Origin of the sequence: Erwinia sp. S38, from assembly GCF_016624545.1 — a bacterium.
Taxonomy (GTDB): Bacteria; Pseudomonadota; Gammaproteobacteria; order Enterobacterales; family Enterobacteriaceae; genus Erwinia; species Erwinia coffeiphila.
Genome location: NZ_JACVTS010000014.1, coordinates 90,887 through 108,044 on the forward strand (window position 1 = coordinate 90,887; position 17,158 = coordinate 108,044).

At 54.3% G+C, this 17,158-nt stretch carries 14 protein-coding genes; 12 read left to right on the forward strand and 2 right to left on the reverse strand.

All coding sequences use genetic code 11. The annotated features are described in order from the left end of the window. The first annotated feature begins 15 nt into the window (after positions 1–15). The 9 genes from nusA to IBT46_RS16555 all read left to right on the forward strand — a co-directional run bounded on the left by nusA (position 16) and on the right by IBT46_RS16555 (position 11,683). The gene (gene nusA / locus IBT46_RS16515; protein WP_200546559.1) at positions 16–1,521 is read left to right on the forward strand and encodes a transcription termination factor NusA; all 1,506 of its coding nucleotides are present in this window, start codon (positions 16–18) and stop codon (positions 1,519–1,521) included. 24 nt (positions 1,522–1,545) lie between these two features. Then, positions 1,546–4,239, forward strand: a complete 2,694-nt coding sequence (gene infB, locus IBT46_RS16520) for a translation initiation factor IF-2 (protein ID WP_200546560.1) — start codon at positions 1,546–1,548, stop codon at positions 4,237–4,239. Positions 4,240–4,363: 124 nt separating this feature from the next. Continuing rightward, a complete protein-coding gene (gene rbfA / locus IBT46_RS16525) occupies positions 4,364–4,777 on the forward strand; it encodes a 30S ribosome-binding factor RbfA (protein ID WP_200546561.1) in 414 nt (137 codons plus the stop codon). Next, complete coding sequence (truB, locus tag IBT46_RS16530; protein ID WP_200546562.1) at positions 4,777–5,721, forward strand: tRNA pseudouridine(55) synthase TruB; 945 nt, start codon at positions 4,777–4,779, stop codon at positions 5,719–5,721. The genes rbfA and truB overlap by 1 nt, the downstream gene beginning before the upstream one ends. Positions 5,722–5,886: 165 nt before the next feature. Next, on the forward strand, positions 5,887–6,156 hold the full coding sequence (rpsO, locus tag IBT46_RS16535) for a 30S ribosomal protein S15 (RefSeq protein WP_105592954.1): 270 nt from the start codon (positions 5,887–5,889) through the stop codon (positions 6,154–6,156). Positions 6,157–6,457: 301 nt separating this feature from the next. After that, positions 6,458–8,587, forward strand: coding sequence for a polyribonucleotide nucleotidyltransferase (pnp, locus tag IBT46_RS16540; protein ID WP_200546563.1), 2,130 nt, complete (start codon positions 6,458–6,460; stop codon positions 8,585–8,587). 121 nt (positions 8,588–8,708) lie between these two features. Beyond that, positions 8,709–9,593, forward strand: coding sequence for a lipoprotein NlpI (nlpI, locus tag IBT46_RS16545; RefSeq protein WP_105592956.1), 885 nt, complete (start codon positions 8,709–8,711; stop codon positions 9,591–9,593). Positions 9,594–9,702: 109 nt separating this feature from the next. Further along, positions 9,703–9,777: a protein YrbN gene (gene yrbN / locus IBT46_RS27725; protein ID WP_370348261.1), complete on the forward strand. Its 75-nt coding sequence runs from the start codon at positions 9,703–9,705 to the stop codon at positions 9,775–9,777. Continuing rightward, positions 9,770–11,683 (forward strand): DEAD/DEAH family ATP-dependent RNA helicase, encoded by a 1,914-nt coding sequence (locus tag IBT46_RS16555; RefSeq protein WP_200546564.1) that lies wholly within the window; start codon positions 9,770–9,772, stop codon positions 11,681–11,683. The genes yrbN and IBT46_RS16555 overlap by 8 nt, the downstream gene beginning before the upstream one ends. A 65-nt stretch (positions 11,684–11,748) precedes the next feature. On the opposite strand, the gene IBT46_RS16560 is transcribed toward IBT46_RS16555, so the two are convergent. Further along, a complete protein-coding gene (locus IBT46_RS16560) occupies positions 11,749–12,756 on the reverse strand; it encodes a luciferase-like monooxygenase (RefSeq protein ID WP_200546565.1) in 1,008 nt (335 codons plus the stop codon). A 282-nt stretch (positions 12,757–13,038) separates the two neighbouring features. Between IBT46_RS16560 and IBT46_RS16565 the strand changes: the two genes are divergently transcribed. From IBT46_RS16565 to IBT46_RS16575, 3 genes are read left to right on the forward strand one after another with little or no spacing between them, the layout of a single operon-like run. Next, the gene (locus tag IBT46_RS16565; protein WP_200546566.1) at positions 13,039–14,010 is read left to right on the forward strand and encodes an HlyD family secretion protein; all 972 of its coding nucleotides are present in this window, start codon (positions 13,039–13,041) and stop codon (positions 14,008–14,010) included. Further along, complete coding sequence (locus IBT46_RS16570; protein ID WP_370569483.1) at positions 13,992–15,146, forward strand: ABC transporter permease; 1,155 nt, start codon at positions 13,992–13,994, stop codon at positions 15,144–15,146. Before IBT46_RS16565 ends, IBT46_RS16570 begins: the two co-directional genes overlap by 19 nt. Then, entirely contained in the window at positions 15,143–16,264 is a 1,122-nt protein-coding gene (locus tag IBT46_RS16575; RefSeq protein ID WP_200546568.1) for an ABC transporter permease, read from the forward strand. Before IBT46_RS16570 ends, IBT46_RS16575 begins: the two co-directional genes overlap by 4 nt. A gap of 9 nt (positions 16,265–16,273) precedes the next feature. Here the strand turns inward: IBT46_RS16575 and IBT46_RS16580 are convergent, their stop codons facing one another. Next, positions 16,274–17,152, reverse strand: a complete 879-nt coding sequence (locus IBT46_RS16580; protein WP_200546569.1) for a U32 family peptidase — start codon at positions 17,150–17,152, stop codon at positions 16,274–16,276. Between the last annotated feature and the right edge of the window lie 6 nt (positions 17,153–17,158).

Sequence of the window (17,158 nt, forward strand, 5' to 3'; positions counted from 1 at the left end):
TTGAGGCATACCAGGATGAACAAAGAAATCTTAGCTGTTGTAGAAGCGGTCTCTAATGAGAAATCCCTCCCGCGCGAGAAGATTTTCGAAGCGCTGGAGAGCGCGCTGGCTACAGCCACCAAGAAAAAATACGAGCAGGAAATTGACGTTCGCGTCACCATCGATCGCAAAAGCGGCGATTTCGACACCTTCCGTCGCTGGCTGATCGTTAGCGAAGTGACGCAGCCGACCCGTGAAATTACGCTGGAAGCCGCACGTTACGAAGATGAAGCGCTGGATCTCGGTGATTTTGTTGAAGATCAGATCGAATCCGTAACCTTCGACCGTATCACCACGCAGACTGCCAAGCAGGTTATCGTTCAGAAAGTCCGTGAAGCAGAACGAGCAATGGTCGTGGATCAGTTCCGCGAGCAGGAAGGCGAGATCATCACCGGTGTGGTTAAGAAAGTTAACCGCGACAACATCTCCCTGGAAGTTCGGCCTACCGATGGTTCTAACACTAATGCCGAAGCTGTCATCATTCGTGAAGATATGCTGCCGCGTGAAAACTTCCGTCCGGGTGACCGCATTCGTGGTGTTCTGTATGCCGTGCGTCCAGAAGCCCGCGGTGCGCAGCTATTCGTCAGCCGTTCCAAGCCGGAAATGCTGATTGAACTGTTCCGTATTGAAGTGCCGGAAATTGCTGAAGAAGTACTTGAAATTAAAGCCGCCGCGCGCGATCCAGGCTCCCGTGCCAAAATCGCGGTGAAAACTAACGATAAGCGCATCGACCCGGTCGGTGCCTGCGTTGGTATGCGTGGTGCGCGTGTTCAGGCGGTATCCAGCGAGCTGGGTGGCGAACGTATTGATATCGTACTGTGGGATGATAATCCGGCGCAGTTCGTGATCAACGCGATGGCTCCAGCAGATGTCGCTTCTATCGTGGTTGATGAAGATAATCACACCATGGATATTGCCGTTGAAGCCGGGAACCTGGCTCAGGCAATTGGCCGTAATGGCCAGAACGTGCGTCTGGCTTCACAGCTGAGTGGCTGGGAGCTGAACGTGATGACGGTCGACGACCTGCAAGCTAAGCATCAGGCCGAAGCACATGCTGCCATTGACGTCTTTACTAAACACCTCGATATCGATGAAGACTTCGCTACCGTACTGGTAGAAGAAGGCTTCTCTTCTCTGGAAGAGCTGGCTTATGTGCCGATCAACGAGCTGTTGGAGATCGACGGCCTGGATGAAGAGACAGTAGAAGCGTTGCGCGACCGAGCTAAAAACGCGTTAACCACCCTGGCCCTTGCGAAAGAAGAGAGCCTGGGCGATGCCCAACCTGCGGAAGATTTACTGGGCCTGGAAGGTCTGGAACGTGAGCTGGCTTTCAAGCTGGCCGCGAAAGGCGTTCGTACGCTGGAAGATCTTGCCGAGCAGGGTGTTGACGACCTGTCAGATATTGATGGCCTGACCGATGAGCGGGCTGGTGAGCTGATTATGGCTGCACGTAATATTTGCTGGTTCGGCGACGACGCGTAATAAACTGTAGCAGGAAGGAACAGTATGACGACAGATGTAACCGTAAAATCACTGGCAGCAGAGATTCAGACACCGGTTGAACGCCTGGTACAGCAATTTGCTGATGCAGGGATCCAAAAGTCTGAAACAGACTCTGTTACCCAGCAAGAAAAAGAAACTTTACTTACCCATCTGAATCGCGAACATGGCGGTGGATCTGGTAAGCTAACTCTGCAGCGTAAAACACGCAGCACATTGAATATCCCAGGCACCGGGGGTAAAAGTAAATCGGTGCAAATTGAAGTCCGCAAAAAACGCACCTATGTAAAAGGCGATCCGGCTGAAGCTGAACAGGCTGAAGCAGAAGCGCAGGCACAGCGTGAAGCGGAAGAACTGGCTCGTCGCGAGGCTGAAGAAAAAGCCCAGCGCGAAGCTAAAGAGAAAGCGAAGCGTGAAGCCGAGGAGCAGGCCAAGCGTGAGGCAGCTGATAAAGCCAAACGTGAAGCAGCGGAAAGAGATAAAGTGAGCAATCAACATACCGATGAAATGACCCGGGCTTCACAGTCCGACAAAGCCCGCCGTGAAGCTGAATCAGCTGAACTGAAGCGTAAAGCCGAGGAAGAAGCGCGTCGCAAGATCGAAGAAGAAGCGAAGCGTGTAGCCGAAGAAGCGCGTAAAATGGCGGAAGAAAAAGGTGAAGAGTGGGCATCAGTCAAAGAGGAAGAAGACACCTCTGACTACCACGTCACCACATCCACTCACGCGCGTGCTGCAGAAGACGAAAACGATGCACAGGTTGAAGGTGACCGTCGTACTCGTGCGGCAGCGCGTCCAGCTAAAGCCCCGGTTCGTAAAAAGGGCAACAAACACGCTGAAGCTAAAACTGACCGTGAAGAAGCGCGTGCGCAGGTTCGTGGCGGTAAAGGCGGCAAGCGTAAGCCAAGCTCGCTGCAGCAGGGCTTTAACAAGCCGGCTCAGGTCGTAAACCGCGATGTGGTGATTGGTGAAACGATTACCGTAGCGGAACTGGCTAACAAGATGGCAGTGAAAGGCTCCCAGGTCATCAAAGTGATGATGAAGATGGGTGCGATGGCGACCATCAACCAGGTCATCGACCAGGAAACTGCACAGCTGGTTGCGGAAGAAATGGGTCACAAAGTGACGCTGCGCCGCGAAAACGAGCTGGAAGAAGCGGTAATGAGCGACCGTGACACCGATGCCGTGCTGGAATCCCGTGCGCCGGTCGTGACCATCATGGGCCACGTTGACCACGGTAAAACCTCACTGCTGGACTATATCCGCTCCACGAAAGTCGCCTCTGGCGAAGCGGGCGGCATTACCCAGCATATCGGTGCATACCACGTTGAAACTGACAACGGTATGGTGACCTTCCTTGATACCCCGGGCCACGCCGCGTTTACCGCAATGCGTGCTCGTGGTGCTCAGGCTACCGATATCGTTATCCTGGTTGTTGCTGCTGATGATGGCGTGATGCCACAGACTATCGAAGCAATCCAGCACGCCAAAGCGGCGAAAGTGCCGGTTGTTGTTGCGGTGAACAAGTGCGATAAGCCAGAAGCCGATCCGGATCGCGTTAAGAACGAGCTGACTCAGTACGGAATTATTCCGGAAGAGTGGGGTGGTGAAAACATGTTCGTTAACGTATCTGCGAAAGCCGGTACCGGTATTGACGACCTGTTGAACGCTATCCTGCTACAGGCTGAAGTTCTCGAACTGACCGCCGTGCGTCAGGGTATGGCGAGCGGTGTGGTTATCGAATCCTTCCTGGATAAAGGTCGTGGTCCGGTTGCTACCGTGCTGGTGCGTGAAGGTACGCTGAACAAAGGCGATATCGTACTGTGCGGTTTCGAGTACGGTCGTGTTCGTGCGATGCGTGATGAGCTGGGTCGTGAAGTTCTGACCGCTGGCCCATCAATCCCTGTTGAGATCCTCGGTCTGTCCGGTGTTCCTGCTGCGGGTGATGAAGCAACGGTTGTTCGTGACGAGAAGAAAGCGCGTGAAGTTGCGCTGTATCGTCAGGGCAAATTCCGTGAAGTTAAACTGGCACGTCAGCAGAAATCTAAGCTGGAAAACATGTTTGCGAACATGACCGAAGGCGAAGTATCTGAACTGAACATCGTACTGAAAGCCGACGTACAGGGTTCTGTAGAAGCTATCGCTGACTCACTGATGAAACTTTCTACTGATGAAGTGAAAGTGAAAATCGTTGGTTCAGGCGTGGGCGGTATCACCGAAACCGACGCCACTCTGGCTGCCGCATCTAACGCTATTCTGGTTGGCTTCAACGTCCGTGCCGATGCCTCTGCTCGCCGCGTGATTGATTCTGAAAGCCTGGATCTGCGTTACTACTCCGTGATCTATAATCTGATCGACGAAGTGAAAGCAGCGATGAGCGGCATGCTGGCACCAGAATACAAGCAGCAGATCATTGGTCTTGCAGCGGTGCGTGACGTGTTCAAATCACCGAAATTTGGTGCTATCGCGGGCTGTATGGTCACCGAAGGTAACATCAAGCGTCACAACCCAATCCGTGTACTGCGTGACAACGTGGTTATCTATGAAGGCGAGCTGGAATCCCTGCGCCGCTTCAAAGATGACGTTAACGAAGTTCGTAACGGCATGGAATGTGGTATCGGCGTGAAGAACTACAACGATGTTCGCGTTGGCGATATGATCGAAGTATTCGAAATTATCGAAATTCAGCGTACCATCGATTAATCGACTGGCAGATATCCGGTAGATTTCGCGTTGCAGCAGGGCAGTTAACGCAGCGGCGATGTGAAGATTGCAGGATATTATTTGGGAGGCTTCTGGCCTCCCAAATTATTTGGAGAGATAAATTATGGCGAAAGAATTTGGTCGCCCGCAGCGCGTTTCTCAGGAGCTGCAAAAAGAGATCGCTATCATTCTGCAGCGCGAGATTAAAGATCCACGTCTGGGTATGATGGTCACCGTTTCTGGCGTTGATGTGTCCCGCGATCTGGCCTACGCGAAAGTGTTCGTCACGTTCCTCAACGACAAAGACGAAGCGGCAATTAAAGCCGGCCTGCGTGCGCTGGGTGATGCGTCCGGCTATATCCGTACGCTGCTGGGCAAAGCAATGCGTCTGCGCATTGTGCCGGAGCTGACCTTCTTCTATGACAACTCTCTTGTTGAAGGGATGCGCATGTCTAACCTGGTGACCAACGTAGTGAAAAAAGACGTTGAGCGCCGTGGTCCGACAGAAGATGAGCAGGAAGAAGGTAAAGAAGATTAATGAGCCGTCCTCGCCGTCGCGGTCGCGATATCCACGGGGTGCTGTTGCTGGATAAGCCGCAGGGCTTATCCTCTAACGATGCTCTGCAAAAAGTGAAACGCCTCTACAATGCTAATCGAGCGGGCCATACCGGCGCGCTGGACCCTTTGGCGACGGGCATGCTGCCTATCTGCCTTGGGGAAGCCACCAAGTTTTCTCAGTACCTGCTGGATTCAGACAAGCGTTATCGTGTGATTGCGCGACTGGGGCAGCGTACCGACACTTCAGATGCAGATGGTGTGGTAGTCAGTGAGCGCCCGGTAACTTTTACTGCGGAAGAGTTGATGGAAGCGCTGGAAAGCTTTCGCGGTGAAACGCAGCAAATCCCGTCGATGTATTCTGCACTTAAGTATCAGGGCCGTAAGCTGTATGAATATGCCCGCGAGGGGATAGACGTTCCTCGTGAGTCTCGCAGCATCAATGTCTACGAACTGCTGTTCATTCGCCATGAGGGGAATGAGCTGGAGTTGGAAATTCACGTTTCCAAAGGTACCTATATTCGTACCATTATTGACGATCTCGGCGAGAAACTGGGCTGTGGCGCGCACGTTACCTATCTGCGTCGTTTGCAGGTCGCCACTTATCCGATTGCTAAAATGGTGACGCTGGAACAGCTGAATGCACTGGCGGAAGAAGCGCATCGAAGCGAACAGCCGCCTGCGGTTCTGCTTGACGCTTTACTGATGCCGATGGACAGCCCGGCAGCAGAATACCCGGTGGTGAATCTGCTGAGTGAAGTGGCCGCCTGGTTTAAACAGGGTATGCCGGTTCGGGTAGCTGGTGCACCAAGTGCAGGTCTGGTGCGCGTGACCGAAGGCGACGAACACAAATTCATCGGCATGGCCGAAATTGCCGATGATGGGCGAGTGGCTCCACGCCGTCTGGTTGTGGAACATTTCGACTAATTTACTCTGTTTCGTTCGGTCGGCAGACCTTGCTTCTGCTGACGAAAAGATAACGGGTAAATTTGCGCTTGCGCATTGCGCGGAGTAGAATGGCGCGGCTTTACACTGGGTTGCTGAATTAGAGATCGGCGCCTGTACATTTACCTTATAATTTGGAGTTGTCTCATGTCTCTAAGTGTTGAAACTAAAGCGCAGATCGTTGCTGATTTCGGTCGTGGTACTAACGACAGCGGTTCTACTGAAGTGCAGGTTGCTCTGCTGACTGCGCAGATTAACCATCTGCAGGGTCACTTCTCTGAACACAAGAAAGACCACCACAGCCGTCGCGGTCTGCTGCGTATGGTTTCTCAGCGTCGTAAACTGCTGGACTACCTGAAGCGTAAAGACGTTTCTCGTTACACCAGCCTGATCGAGCGTCTGGGTCTGCGTCGCTAAGTCTTAAGGCTGTTCTGCCCGTTTTCAGAGCGATCTGATAACAAAATGGCAAACGTACAGCCTGGAACGAGTTTCGCTGGAAAGGGGCCTTTATGGCCCCTTTTTTCAAGCAATCGGCAGCAATTCCGGGCAAACTATTGTATTGTTGCTGAGTGTGATCTTCAGTTGCAGAGGTTCGCGCGGCTAATGAGAGGCTTTATCCCATTGGGGATTAGGGTTGTCATTAGTCGCGAGGATGCAAAGTGAAGATTAGTAATCCACGGTGGGATTAACCCCTGCCCAGATGTTTAAGGAACTAATTTTGCTGAACCCGATCGTAAAAAAATTCCAGTATGGTCAGCATACCGTCACCATTGAGACCGGTATGATGGCTCGCCAGGCAACGGCTGCCGTAATGGTAAGCATGGACGACACCGCTGTGTTCGTTACCGTTGTCGGCCAGAAAAAATCCAAACCAGGCCAGGACTTCTTCCCGCTGACAGTAAACTATCAGGAGCGTACTTACGCTGCTGGTCGTATCCCGGGTAGCTTCTTCCGTCGTGAAGGCCGTCCAAGCGAAGGCGAAACTCTGATTTCTCGCCTGATTGACCGCCCGATTCGTCCTCTGTTCCCTGAAGGCTTCGTTAACGAAGTGCAGGTTATTGCTACCGTGGTTTCCGTTAACCCACAGGTTAACCCGGACATCGTCGCAATGATCGGTGCTTCAGCGGCGCTGGCGCTGTCTGGCCTGCCGTTCAATGGTCCTATCGGTGCCGCTCGCGTCGGTTACCTCAACGACCAGTACGTGCTGAACCCAACCAGCGATGAGCTGAAAGAGAGCAAGCTGGACCTGGTTGTTGCCGGTACTCAGGGCGCGGTACTGATGGTTGAATCAGAAGCTGAGCTGCTGAGCGAAGACCAGATGCTGGGCGCGGTCGTATTTGGCCACGATCAGCAGCAGGTTGTTATCAATAACATCAACGAACTGGTTGCTGAAGCCGGTAAACCTCGCTGGGACTGGCAGCCAGAGCCTGTAAACGAAGCGTTACACGCACGTATTGCTGCCCTGGCTGAAGCGCGTCTGAGCGATGCTTACCGCATCACCGAAAAACAGGAGCGTTATGCTCAGGTTGACGTGATCAAATCTGAAGCGACTGCTGCGCTGCTGGCTGAAGACGAGAGCCTGGACGCTGGCGAAATCAGCGACATCCTGCACGCGCTGGAAAAAGACGTCGTTCGTAGCCGCATCCTGCGCGGTGAGCCACGTATTGATGGCCGTGAAAAAGACATGATCCGTGGTCTGGACGTGCGTACCGGCGTTCTGCCACGTACCCACGGTTCTGCACTGTTCACCCGTGGTGAAACTCAGGCGCTGGTTACCGCGACTCTGGGTACTGCACGCGATGCACAGAACCTGGACGAGCTGATGGGCGAACGTACCGACAGCTTCCTGTTCCACTACAACTTCCCTCCGTACTCTGTTGGTGAAACCGGTATGGTGGGTTCACCGAAGCGTCGCGAGATTGGTCACGGTCGTCTGGCGAAACGTGGCGTGCTGGCCGTTATGCCTAAAGGCGATGCGTTCCCGTACACCGTGCGTGTTGTGTCTGAGATCACTGAATCAAACGGCTCTTCTTCAATGGCTTCCGTTTGTGGTGCTTCTCTGGCGCTGATGGACGCAGGCGTGCCTATCAAAGCCGCCGTTGCGGGTATCGCAATGGGCCTGGTGAAAGACGAAAACAACTTCGTGGTTCTGTCTGACATTCTGGGTGACGAAGACCACCTGGGCGATATGGACTTCAAAGTTGCCGGTAGCCGTGAAGGTATCACCGCGCTGCAGATGGACATCAAAATCGAAGGCATCACCCGCGAGATCATGCAGGTTGCTCTGAACCAGGCTAAAGGTGCGCGTCTGCACATCCTGAGCGTGATGGAACAGGCTATCAGCACCCCGCGCGGCGATATCTCTCAGTTCGCACCGCGTATCCACTCCATTAAGATCAGCGTTGATAAGATCAAAGACGTGATCGGTAAAGGTGGTTCTGTCATCCGTGCGCTGACCGAAGAAACCGGTACGACCATCGAAATCGAAGATGATGGTACGGTTAAGATTGCTGCAACCGACGGCGAAAAAGCGAAATTCGCCATTCGTCGTATTGAAGAAATCACCGCAGAGATCGAAGTTGGTCGCATCTACAACGGTAAAGTGACGCGTATCGTCGACTTCGGTGCCTTCGTGGCTATCGGCGGCGGTAAAGAAGGTCTGGTACACATTTCTCAGATCGCTGACAAGCGCGTTGAGAAAGTGACCGACTATCTGCAGATGGGTCAGGAAGTACCGGTCAAGGTACTGGAAGTTGACCGTCAGGGTCGCGTGCGTCTGAGCATCAAAGAAGCCAGTGAACAGGCTCAGCCTGAAGCTGCAGCTCCTGCGGCACCAGAAGCAGAATAAAGCACCACCATTGAGCTCTCCGTCGTATGGCGGAGAGCTGTTTCATCGCAGGGTTGGACCCCTGTATGCGGCAGGCGGATGACAGGATGATCATCCCAATGTTTGTTTGTGGGAGTGGGAAATGAAGCCATTTTTGCGCTGGTGTTTCGTTGCGACAGCTTTAACGCTGGCAGGATGCAGCAACACCAATTGGCGTGAGAACGAAATTTTGGCAGTTCCGCTGCAGCCTACGCTGCAACAGGAAGTCATTCTTGCTCGCATGGAACAAATTCTTGCCAGTCGGTCATTGACCGATGATGAACGCGCACAGCTGTTATATGAGCGCGGAGTGTTGTATGATAGTTTAGGTTTGAGAGCACTGGCGCGGAATGACTTTTCTCAGGCGCTATCTATCAGACCGGATATGCCCGAAGTATTCAACTACTTAGGCATATATTTAACGCAGGCAGGCAACTTTGATGCTGCCTATGAAGCGTTTGATTCTGTACTTGAGCTTGATCCAACTTACAATTATGCGCACTTAAATCGCGGTATCGCCCTTTACTACGGCGGAAGATTTAAATTAGCGCAAGATGATCTGCAGGCGTTTTATCAAGACGATCCTAACGATCCCTTCCGCAGCCTGTGGCTGTATCTCACTGAACGTGAGATCGACGCAGAACAGGCCAAAGTTTCGCTGAAGCAGCGTTACGACAAAGCGGTAAAGGACCAATGGGGATGGAATATTGTCGAGTTCTACCTGGGCGACATCAGCGAAAAAACGCTGACGGAGCGCCTCCAGGCGGACGCAACGGATAACACTTCGCTCGCTGAACATCTCAGTGAAACCAACTTCTATTTAGGTAAGTACTACCTAAGTCTGGGGGAGAAGGACAACGCAGAAGCGTTGTTCAAGCTGACGGTCGCTAACAACGTTCATAACTTCGTTGAGCACCGATATGCATTGTTGGAGCTGGCGCTACTCGGCCAGACACAAGACGATTTATCAGAATCCGACCAGCAATAGCTGACGAACTTTTATTGCCTGAACTTTGAAAAGTCATCATCTTCGCGGATGAGGGCATTTTTGTTTGTCGAAACCACTAATTTGAGCCGGTTCACACTTTTTGATGAAAATGACTGAAAATTTTCACGACGAGTTATGTAGACTGGCCGCCGAAATCTACGAGGCACGTGTACTACATGACTGATATTCAAACCACTTTTTCTGACCTTGGCCTGAACGCTGATATCCTTGAAGCACTGAACGGTATGGGCTACGTGAAGCCTTCCCCAATCCAGGCAGAGTGTATTCCTCACCTGCTGGCGGGCCGTGACGTTCTGGGTATGGCACAGACCGGGAGTGGTAAAACTGCGGCATTCTCCCTGCCGCTGCTGAACAACATTGACCCCACTGCTAAAGCACCACAGATTCTGGTGCTGGCACCGACCCGCGAACTGGCGGTTCAGGTTGCTGAAGCCGTTACCGAATTCTCTAAACACATGCGTGGTCTTAACGTTGTGGCCCTGTACGGCGGCCAGCGTTATGACGTGCAGCTGCGTGCTCTGCGTCAGGGACCTCAGGTTGTTGTTGGTACCCCAGGCCGTCTGCTGGACCACCTGAAGCGTGGCACTCTGGACCTGTCTAACCTGCGTGGTCTGGTACTGGACGAAGCAGATGAAATGCTGCGTATGGGCTTCATCGAAGACGTTGAAACCATCATGGCGCAGATCCCAGACGGTCATCAGACCGCGCTGTTCTCTGCAACCATGCCGGAAGCCATTCGCCGTATCACTAAGCGTTTCATGAAAGATCCACAGGAAGTGCGCATTCAGTCAAGCCTGACTACGCGTCCTGATATCAGCCAGAGCTACTGGACTGCCTATGGCCGTAAAACTGATGCACTGACTCGCTTCCTGGAAGCGGAAGACTTCGACGCTGCAATCATCTTCGTGCGTACCAAAAACGCAACGCTGGAAGTGGCTGAAGCGCTGGAGCGCAGCGGTTACAACAGTGCAGCGCTGAACGGTGACATGAACCAGGCTCTGCGTGAGCAGACTCTGGAGCGTCTGAAAGATGGCCGTCTGGACATTCTGATTGCGACCGACGTTGCGGCTCGTGGCCTGGACGTTGAGCGTATCAGCCTGGTTGTAAACTACGACATCCCGATGGATGCCGAGTCTTACGTCCACCGTATTGGTCGTACCGGCCGTGCTGGCCGTGCTGGTCGCGCACTGCTGTTCGTTGAGAACCGCGAGCGTCGTCTGCTGCGTAACATCGAACGCACCATGAAGCTGACCATCCCTGAAGTGGATCTGCCTAACGCAGAACTGCTGGGTGAACGTCGTCTGGCTAAGTTCGCAGCAAAAGTACAGCAGCAGCTGGAAAGCAGCGATCTGGATCAGTACCGCGCACTGCTGGCTAAACTGCAGCCTGCTGAAGAGCTGGATATCGAAACTCTGGCCGCAGCCCTGCTGAAAATGGCCCAGGGCGAACGTCCTCTGATTGTTCCTGCTGATGCTCCACAGCGCCCACGTCGTGAGTTCCGTGAGCGTGACGATCGTCGCGGTGACCGTCCAGAGCGCGGCCCACGCGAAGCACGCGGTGAGCGCGACGGTGACCGTCCGCGTCGTGAGCGTCGTGACGTTGGCGATATGGAAGTGTACCGTATTGAAGTTGGCCGTGATGATGGTGTTGAAGTTCGTCATATCGTTGGCGCGATCGCTAACGAAGGTGATATCAGCAGCCGTTACATCGGTAACATCAAACTGTTCGGTACTCACTCTACTATCGAACTGCCAAAAGGCATGCCGGGCGAAGTGCTTCAGCACTTTACTCGTACGCGTATTCTGAACAAACCAATGAATATGCAGCTGATTGGCGATGCACAGCCACGCAGCGATCGCGGTGGTGAGCGTCGTCCAGGCGGCCCTGGCCGTGGTGGTTTCGGCGGTGGCGAGCGTCGTGAAGGCGGTCGCGGTGGTGAAGGTGGTCGTCGCTTCAGCAACGAGCGCAGCGGTGAGCGTCGCCCGGGCGGCTTCAGCCGTGACGGTGGCAACCGTGGCCCACGTCGCGAAGAGGGCGGCAGCGCGCCAGCCCGTCGCCGTGATGCATAATCACTGATGCCAAATAAAAAACCAGCCTGCGGGCTGGTTTTTTTATGTCTGCAACTCGCGAAAAACTACAGCGAATTTCTTACCTGCATGGCCAGCTCAAAGGAGTAGAGACGGGCCTCGGGGTCGAAAATCTGACCGTTAACCATAATCTCATCCGCCTGAGTCTGACGCATCAGACTTGCCAGCCCCTGGCGCACCTTTTCTTTATCTCCCACGATAGACATGCTCAGCGCCTGCTGTACACCGTACTGTTCAGACGGCGACCACAGGTTATCGATATTCTCCACCGGCGGCGGCAACGGACCCGGTTTGCCGCGGCGCAGGTTGATGAACTGCTGCTGCATTGAGGTAAACAGGAACCGGGCATCGCGCTCGCTGTCGGCGGCAACGATATTGATACACACCATCGCATAAGGTTGTGACAGTCGTGCCGACGGTTTAAAGTTTTCGCGGTACAGATGCAGCGCCTGCATCAGCATATCCGGAGCGAAGTGTGAGGCAAATGCAAACGGCAGACCCAGCTGCGCCGCCAGCTGTGCGCTGTAAAGGCTGGAGCCCAGCAGCCACACTGGAATATTTAATCCCAGTCCCGGCACTGGCTGTACCGCCGGTGCATCGTTCCCGGCCGCATCGAACCAGCTAATCATTTCAGCTACATCGGCAGGGAAATTATCCACATGGCCACCCATATGACGGCGTAGCGCCATCATTGTGCGCTGATCGGAGCCCGGCGCGCGGCCCAGCCCCAGGTCAATACGGCCCGGATACAGTGATTCCAGCGTACCGAACTGTTCGGCAATCACCAGCGGGGAGTGGTTTGGTAGCATCACGCCGCCGGAGCCAAGCCGCAGGGTTTGCGTATTCGCCGCCAGATAGCCAATCAGCACCGAGGTCGCCGCGCTGGCAATACCGGTCATGTTGTGGTGCTCAGCCAGCCAGTAGCGGTGATAGCCCAGCTTCTCGGACTGCCTGGCCAGAGCCAGCGAATTGTGAAACGCCTCGCGCGGGGAAGCACCAAGCGGAATAGGGGCAAGATCGAGTACCGAAAGCGGTACCGTTTTTTTCTCAGACATAGATGCTCACTTATTCTCAGATTCCGACTCATACATCGTGCAAGGCTACGATATATGTTTGCCAAACGATTGTCCGTTTGCAGCACTTTGTAAAAGATTTAACCGCCCACGATCTTCGTGCGGGTGTCTGTGAATGCGTTATACCGCTAAAAGTGGTTTTACGGTAAGAAAGCTTTAATCAGCCATCGTATATTCCTTCAATATGGACCATTTTTATGCAAAGGAAAGCACAATGGCTGGCTGGTCGTTTCCCCATTTATTGATCAAAAACGGGGAAATTTCATGAAGAAAACGGCATTTTTTACCCTTCTGCTGATTGTTCTGGCAGTGGCTCTGACTATTCTTATTCGGTCACACAGTCATTACCTGCTGTTACAGGGTGAGGTTGACGCCACGGAAGTTATTGTCTCTTCCAAAGCCCATGGGCGGGTGGCCGAAAAACTGGTGCGTCGCGGGGATGATGTCGTAGCCGGGCAGCCTTTAATACAGTTAGAAGCACCGGAGCTGATCGCCCAGCTTAAAGCGGCCGAGGCGGCACGTGACCAGGCACAGCAGATACTCAACCTTTCCCTTGATGGTACCCGCGAAGAGACGATCCGTAATTTACGTGCTCAGTTCGAACAGTCCCGTGCCGACTATCTTAATGCCGAGGCAACCTGGCAACGTGATCTCTCTGTAGCAAAGCAGGGGTATATCTCCGCCCAGGACCTGGATAATGCCCGCAGAAGCCGCGACAGCGCCCTGCAGCAGATGCTGGCTGCACAGGCGAATCTCGATCAGGGTTTGCACGGCGATCGTGTTGAACAGCGTGCTGCCTATGCCGCCCAGCTGCATCAGGCAGAACAGGATCTGCTGGAGATCAAGGCGCAAACCGATGAACTGCTGGTCAGAGCGCCGGTGGCAGGCGAAGTTGGCCCGATCCCTGCTGAACGAGGTGAATTACTCAATGCCGGTAGCCCGCTGATTACGCTTCTTGAATTACCCACGGCGTGGTTTGTGTTTGATTTGCGCGAGGACATTCTTGCGCACGTGCGCAAAGGCGATAAAGTCCTGCTGCGTGTGCCTGCGCTGAACAATCAGCAAATTGAGGCTGAAGTTCGCTACATCGCTCCGTTGGGTGACTATGCGACAAAACGCGCGACCCGTGCCACCGGTGACTTCGACCTGAAGACGTTTGAAGTTCGCCTGTATCCGTTAGCACCGATAAAAGACTTACGTCAGGGAATGAGTGCGCTATGGGAATGGCAGGAATAAATCGCAGGCTTTGGGCCTTCCGGCGCGCTTTTCGTCATGAGATTTTGGTTGCCTGGCGTAAGCCCGTCGTTCACTGGCTTGGCTGGTGCTTCCCGCTGCTGTTGTTCGCGCTGATCGCCAGCGATTTCTCTGCCGGAACGCTGCTCGATCTGCCGATCGTCGCCGTCGATCGCGATCACAGTGAAGCATCGCGTCAGCTGATCCGCAATCTGAATGCAGGTTCACATGGGCAGGTTACCGTTGCCGACGGCGGCTTACCGGCTGCGCTGGAGCGGCTGCGTCGTGCCGAAGACTATTCGGTGCTAATGATCCCCCCCTTTTTCGAAGCCGACCTGCTGGCTGGCCGGCAGCCGCGCGTCACCCTCTACTACAACGCGCTGTTTTACGGCGCCGGGTTTTACTCCACGCAGGACTTTAGCGGCGTGATAGCCGGGCTGAACAGCCAGTATCAACCCTGGCTGATGGCAGCCAGCGGGCGTTCAATGCCGGTGCTACCGAACGTTACGCTGGACTACGACAGCCTGTTCAACGCCAGCGGCAGCTATATCTACTATCAGCAATTCGCAGCCTGCATTCATCTGGTTCAGTTATTCACCGTCACTCTGACTATCTGGCTGCTGGTACGGGCGCGCCCGTTAATTTATCAAAGCCATTTTGGCATGGCGCTGCTCGGTAAACTGTTTCCGTTCACCCTGTGCTATACCGCGCTGCTGATGACGGAGATCGCGTTGCTGGTGGGGATCTTTGGTGCGAGGGTGGTGGGAAATCCGTTTTATATGTTGGCCGTGGCGTTTTTTTACGTCATGGCGGCGCAAAGCCTTGGTGTGATGCTGTTTACCTTTACCGGCAGTGCGATTACTGCCTACAGCATGATGGGGATTTTCGTCAGTCTTGCACTGACGTTTTCCGGTATTGCGATGCCGGAACTGTCGATGCCGTGGCCTGCTCAACTGATATCCAATATCGAACCACTCACCCATGCGCTCTATGCCATGTTTGATATTTTCCTGCGGGATGTACCCGGAAAACCGGTGCTCAGCGTCTGCGCGCTGCTGATGGTTTATCCACTGTTCTCAGCGCTGCTTGTACGCAAACGCCTCTATCAGCGGCTGCTTAAACCGGAGGCGGCACAGTGAAACTGTGGTGGCAAACCTTCTACTCCACGCTAATGCGCATGCTGCAAAAACCGATGTGGATGATGCTGCTGCTTTCGCTGTGTGTGATGAGCACCGTTTACATGAACCGCAGCGTATGGGACCTGCCGGTTGCGGTGATTGATATGGACCACAGCAAGGCCAGCCGGCTGATTACCCGGCAGCTGAACGCGACGCCAAAGGTCAACACGCAGATTTATGAAAATCTACCGGATGCCCTGCACGATCTTGGGCTGCGCAAGCTGTTTGCAGTGGTGTTAATGCCGCAGGATCTGGAGCAAAAAATGCTGTCGGGTAAACAGGTGAATATTCCGGTTTACGGCGATGCGACCAACCGGCTGGCCAACGGCCAGATTGAGCTGGACGTGATTGCAGCCTACCAGCAGGTATTGAGCCAGTACAGTATCCAGCTGATGATGAAGCAGGGATTCAGCGCCCGCCAGGCCGAAATTATTCTGACGCCCGTTGTTGGCCAGACCGTCGACGTCTTTAACCCCGGAATTAGTTTTGCGGCTATCGTGTTCCCCGGGCTACTGGTGATGCTGCTACAGCATTCGCTGCTGATTGCCGGGGTGCGGGTCAATTTAACCCTGCGCAGCCAGGGCAAGCTGCCGCTGTCCGTGACGCTGGGTGCGCTGTCGGCGTTGATACCGATCTGGCTGTTTTTATCGATCGTGCTGTTTGGGCTGTGGCCGTGGGTGCTGGGCTACCGGCAAACGGCCCCGCTGGCGGAACTTCTGCTGCTGACGCTGCCGTTTCAGCTGGCGGTGTTGGGGCTGGCTAAGCTGCTAACCGAATGCATTCGAGAGGTTGAACGTATCTATCTGTCGCTGTCGTTTATCACCACCCCGGTCTACTATCTTTCGGGTACTCTCTGGCCGGTTCAGTCGATGCCCGACTGGGTTCGCACTATTTCGATGATGCTTCCCTCCACATGGGGAACCAGAATGATCGCCGGGGTGAATCAGATGGGGCTGCCGGTATTCGAAGTCAGGCAGTACGTGGTTGTGCTGCTGGTGATGGGCGCAGTGTATGCCACCGCGGGATTTCTGGTGGCAAAACTGCGCGAAAACGGCTGGCGGCTGCGCCCACCGGGCTAAATGCTGCGCTTATCCAATCAGCTCCAGCCCGGCCACACGCTGCCAGTAACCGTTGCAATCACCGCGTGCTGCCAGCGTTATCGGGCTGTGGCCGCTTTCATTGGCCCGAAACTGGCTGACAACCTCCAGCGTATCGATGCCCGATGGAGAGAGGCGCACCACGTCGACCAGCCCCTGCATTGAGGCCAGCTCATTACCGAGGTTGTAGCAGTACCCACTCATGGTCTGAATTCCGTTGAGCAAGAATACCTGCTGATCTTCCTGAGTGTGCAGGCTGCGGCCCTGGGGATAGTTAATGCAGCAGGTCTGGCAGTCATCCTTGCTGCGGTTTTCCGAACGTGCGGTAAAGCAGCGGGCAGAATAAGCGAGCGGCAGATAACCGTAGCTCATCACCTCAACCTCGAACTTATCGCGAATACCCAGCTCTTCACACTGCGTCAGCAGGTTGGCCAGCCAGTCCCTTGAAAGCTCAACTGGCATACACCAGCGAGTCATCCCCATCTTGAGCAGCAGTTCCAGCGTGACGGCGTTATAGACATTCAGCGCCGGCCCGGCGACGAACGGTAGCCCGGCCTCACTGGCTAACGTGACGGCACCGAAGTCGCTGGCCTCAATCATAAATTCGCCGTTGTCCACATAGCGCTTCAGCTCGGTCAGCTCGGAGGGCGACTGCAATAGCGCCAGCGTACTCAGCACCACCTGTTTTCCTGCTGCTGCCAGCTCCCGCGCCATTGCCAGCCAGTCGTTGAACTTGGTCGCCCGCCGCTTGCTGCATACCGATTCACCAAGGTAGATAATCTGCGCTTCGCTTCCCGCAGCCGCGCGATAGAAATCCTGCAGCGCCTCATGCGGCCAGTACCACAGCACCGGCCCCAGGGAATAATTCATTTTCAA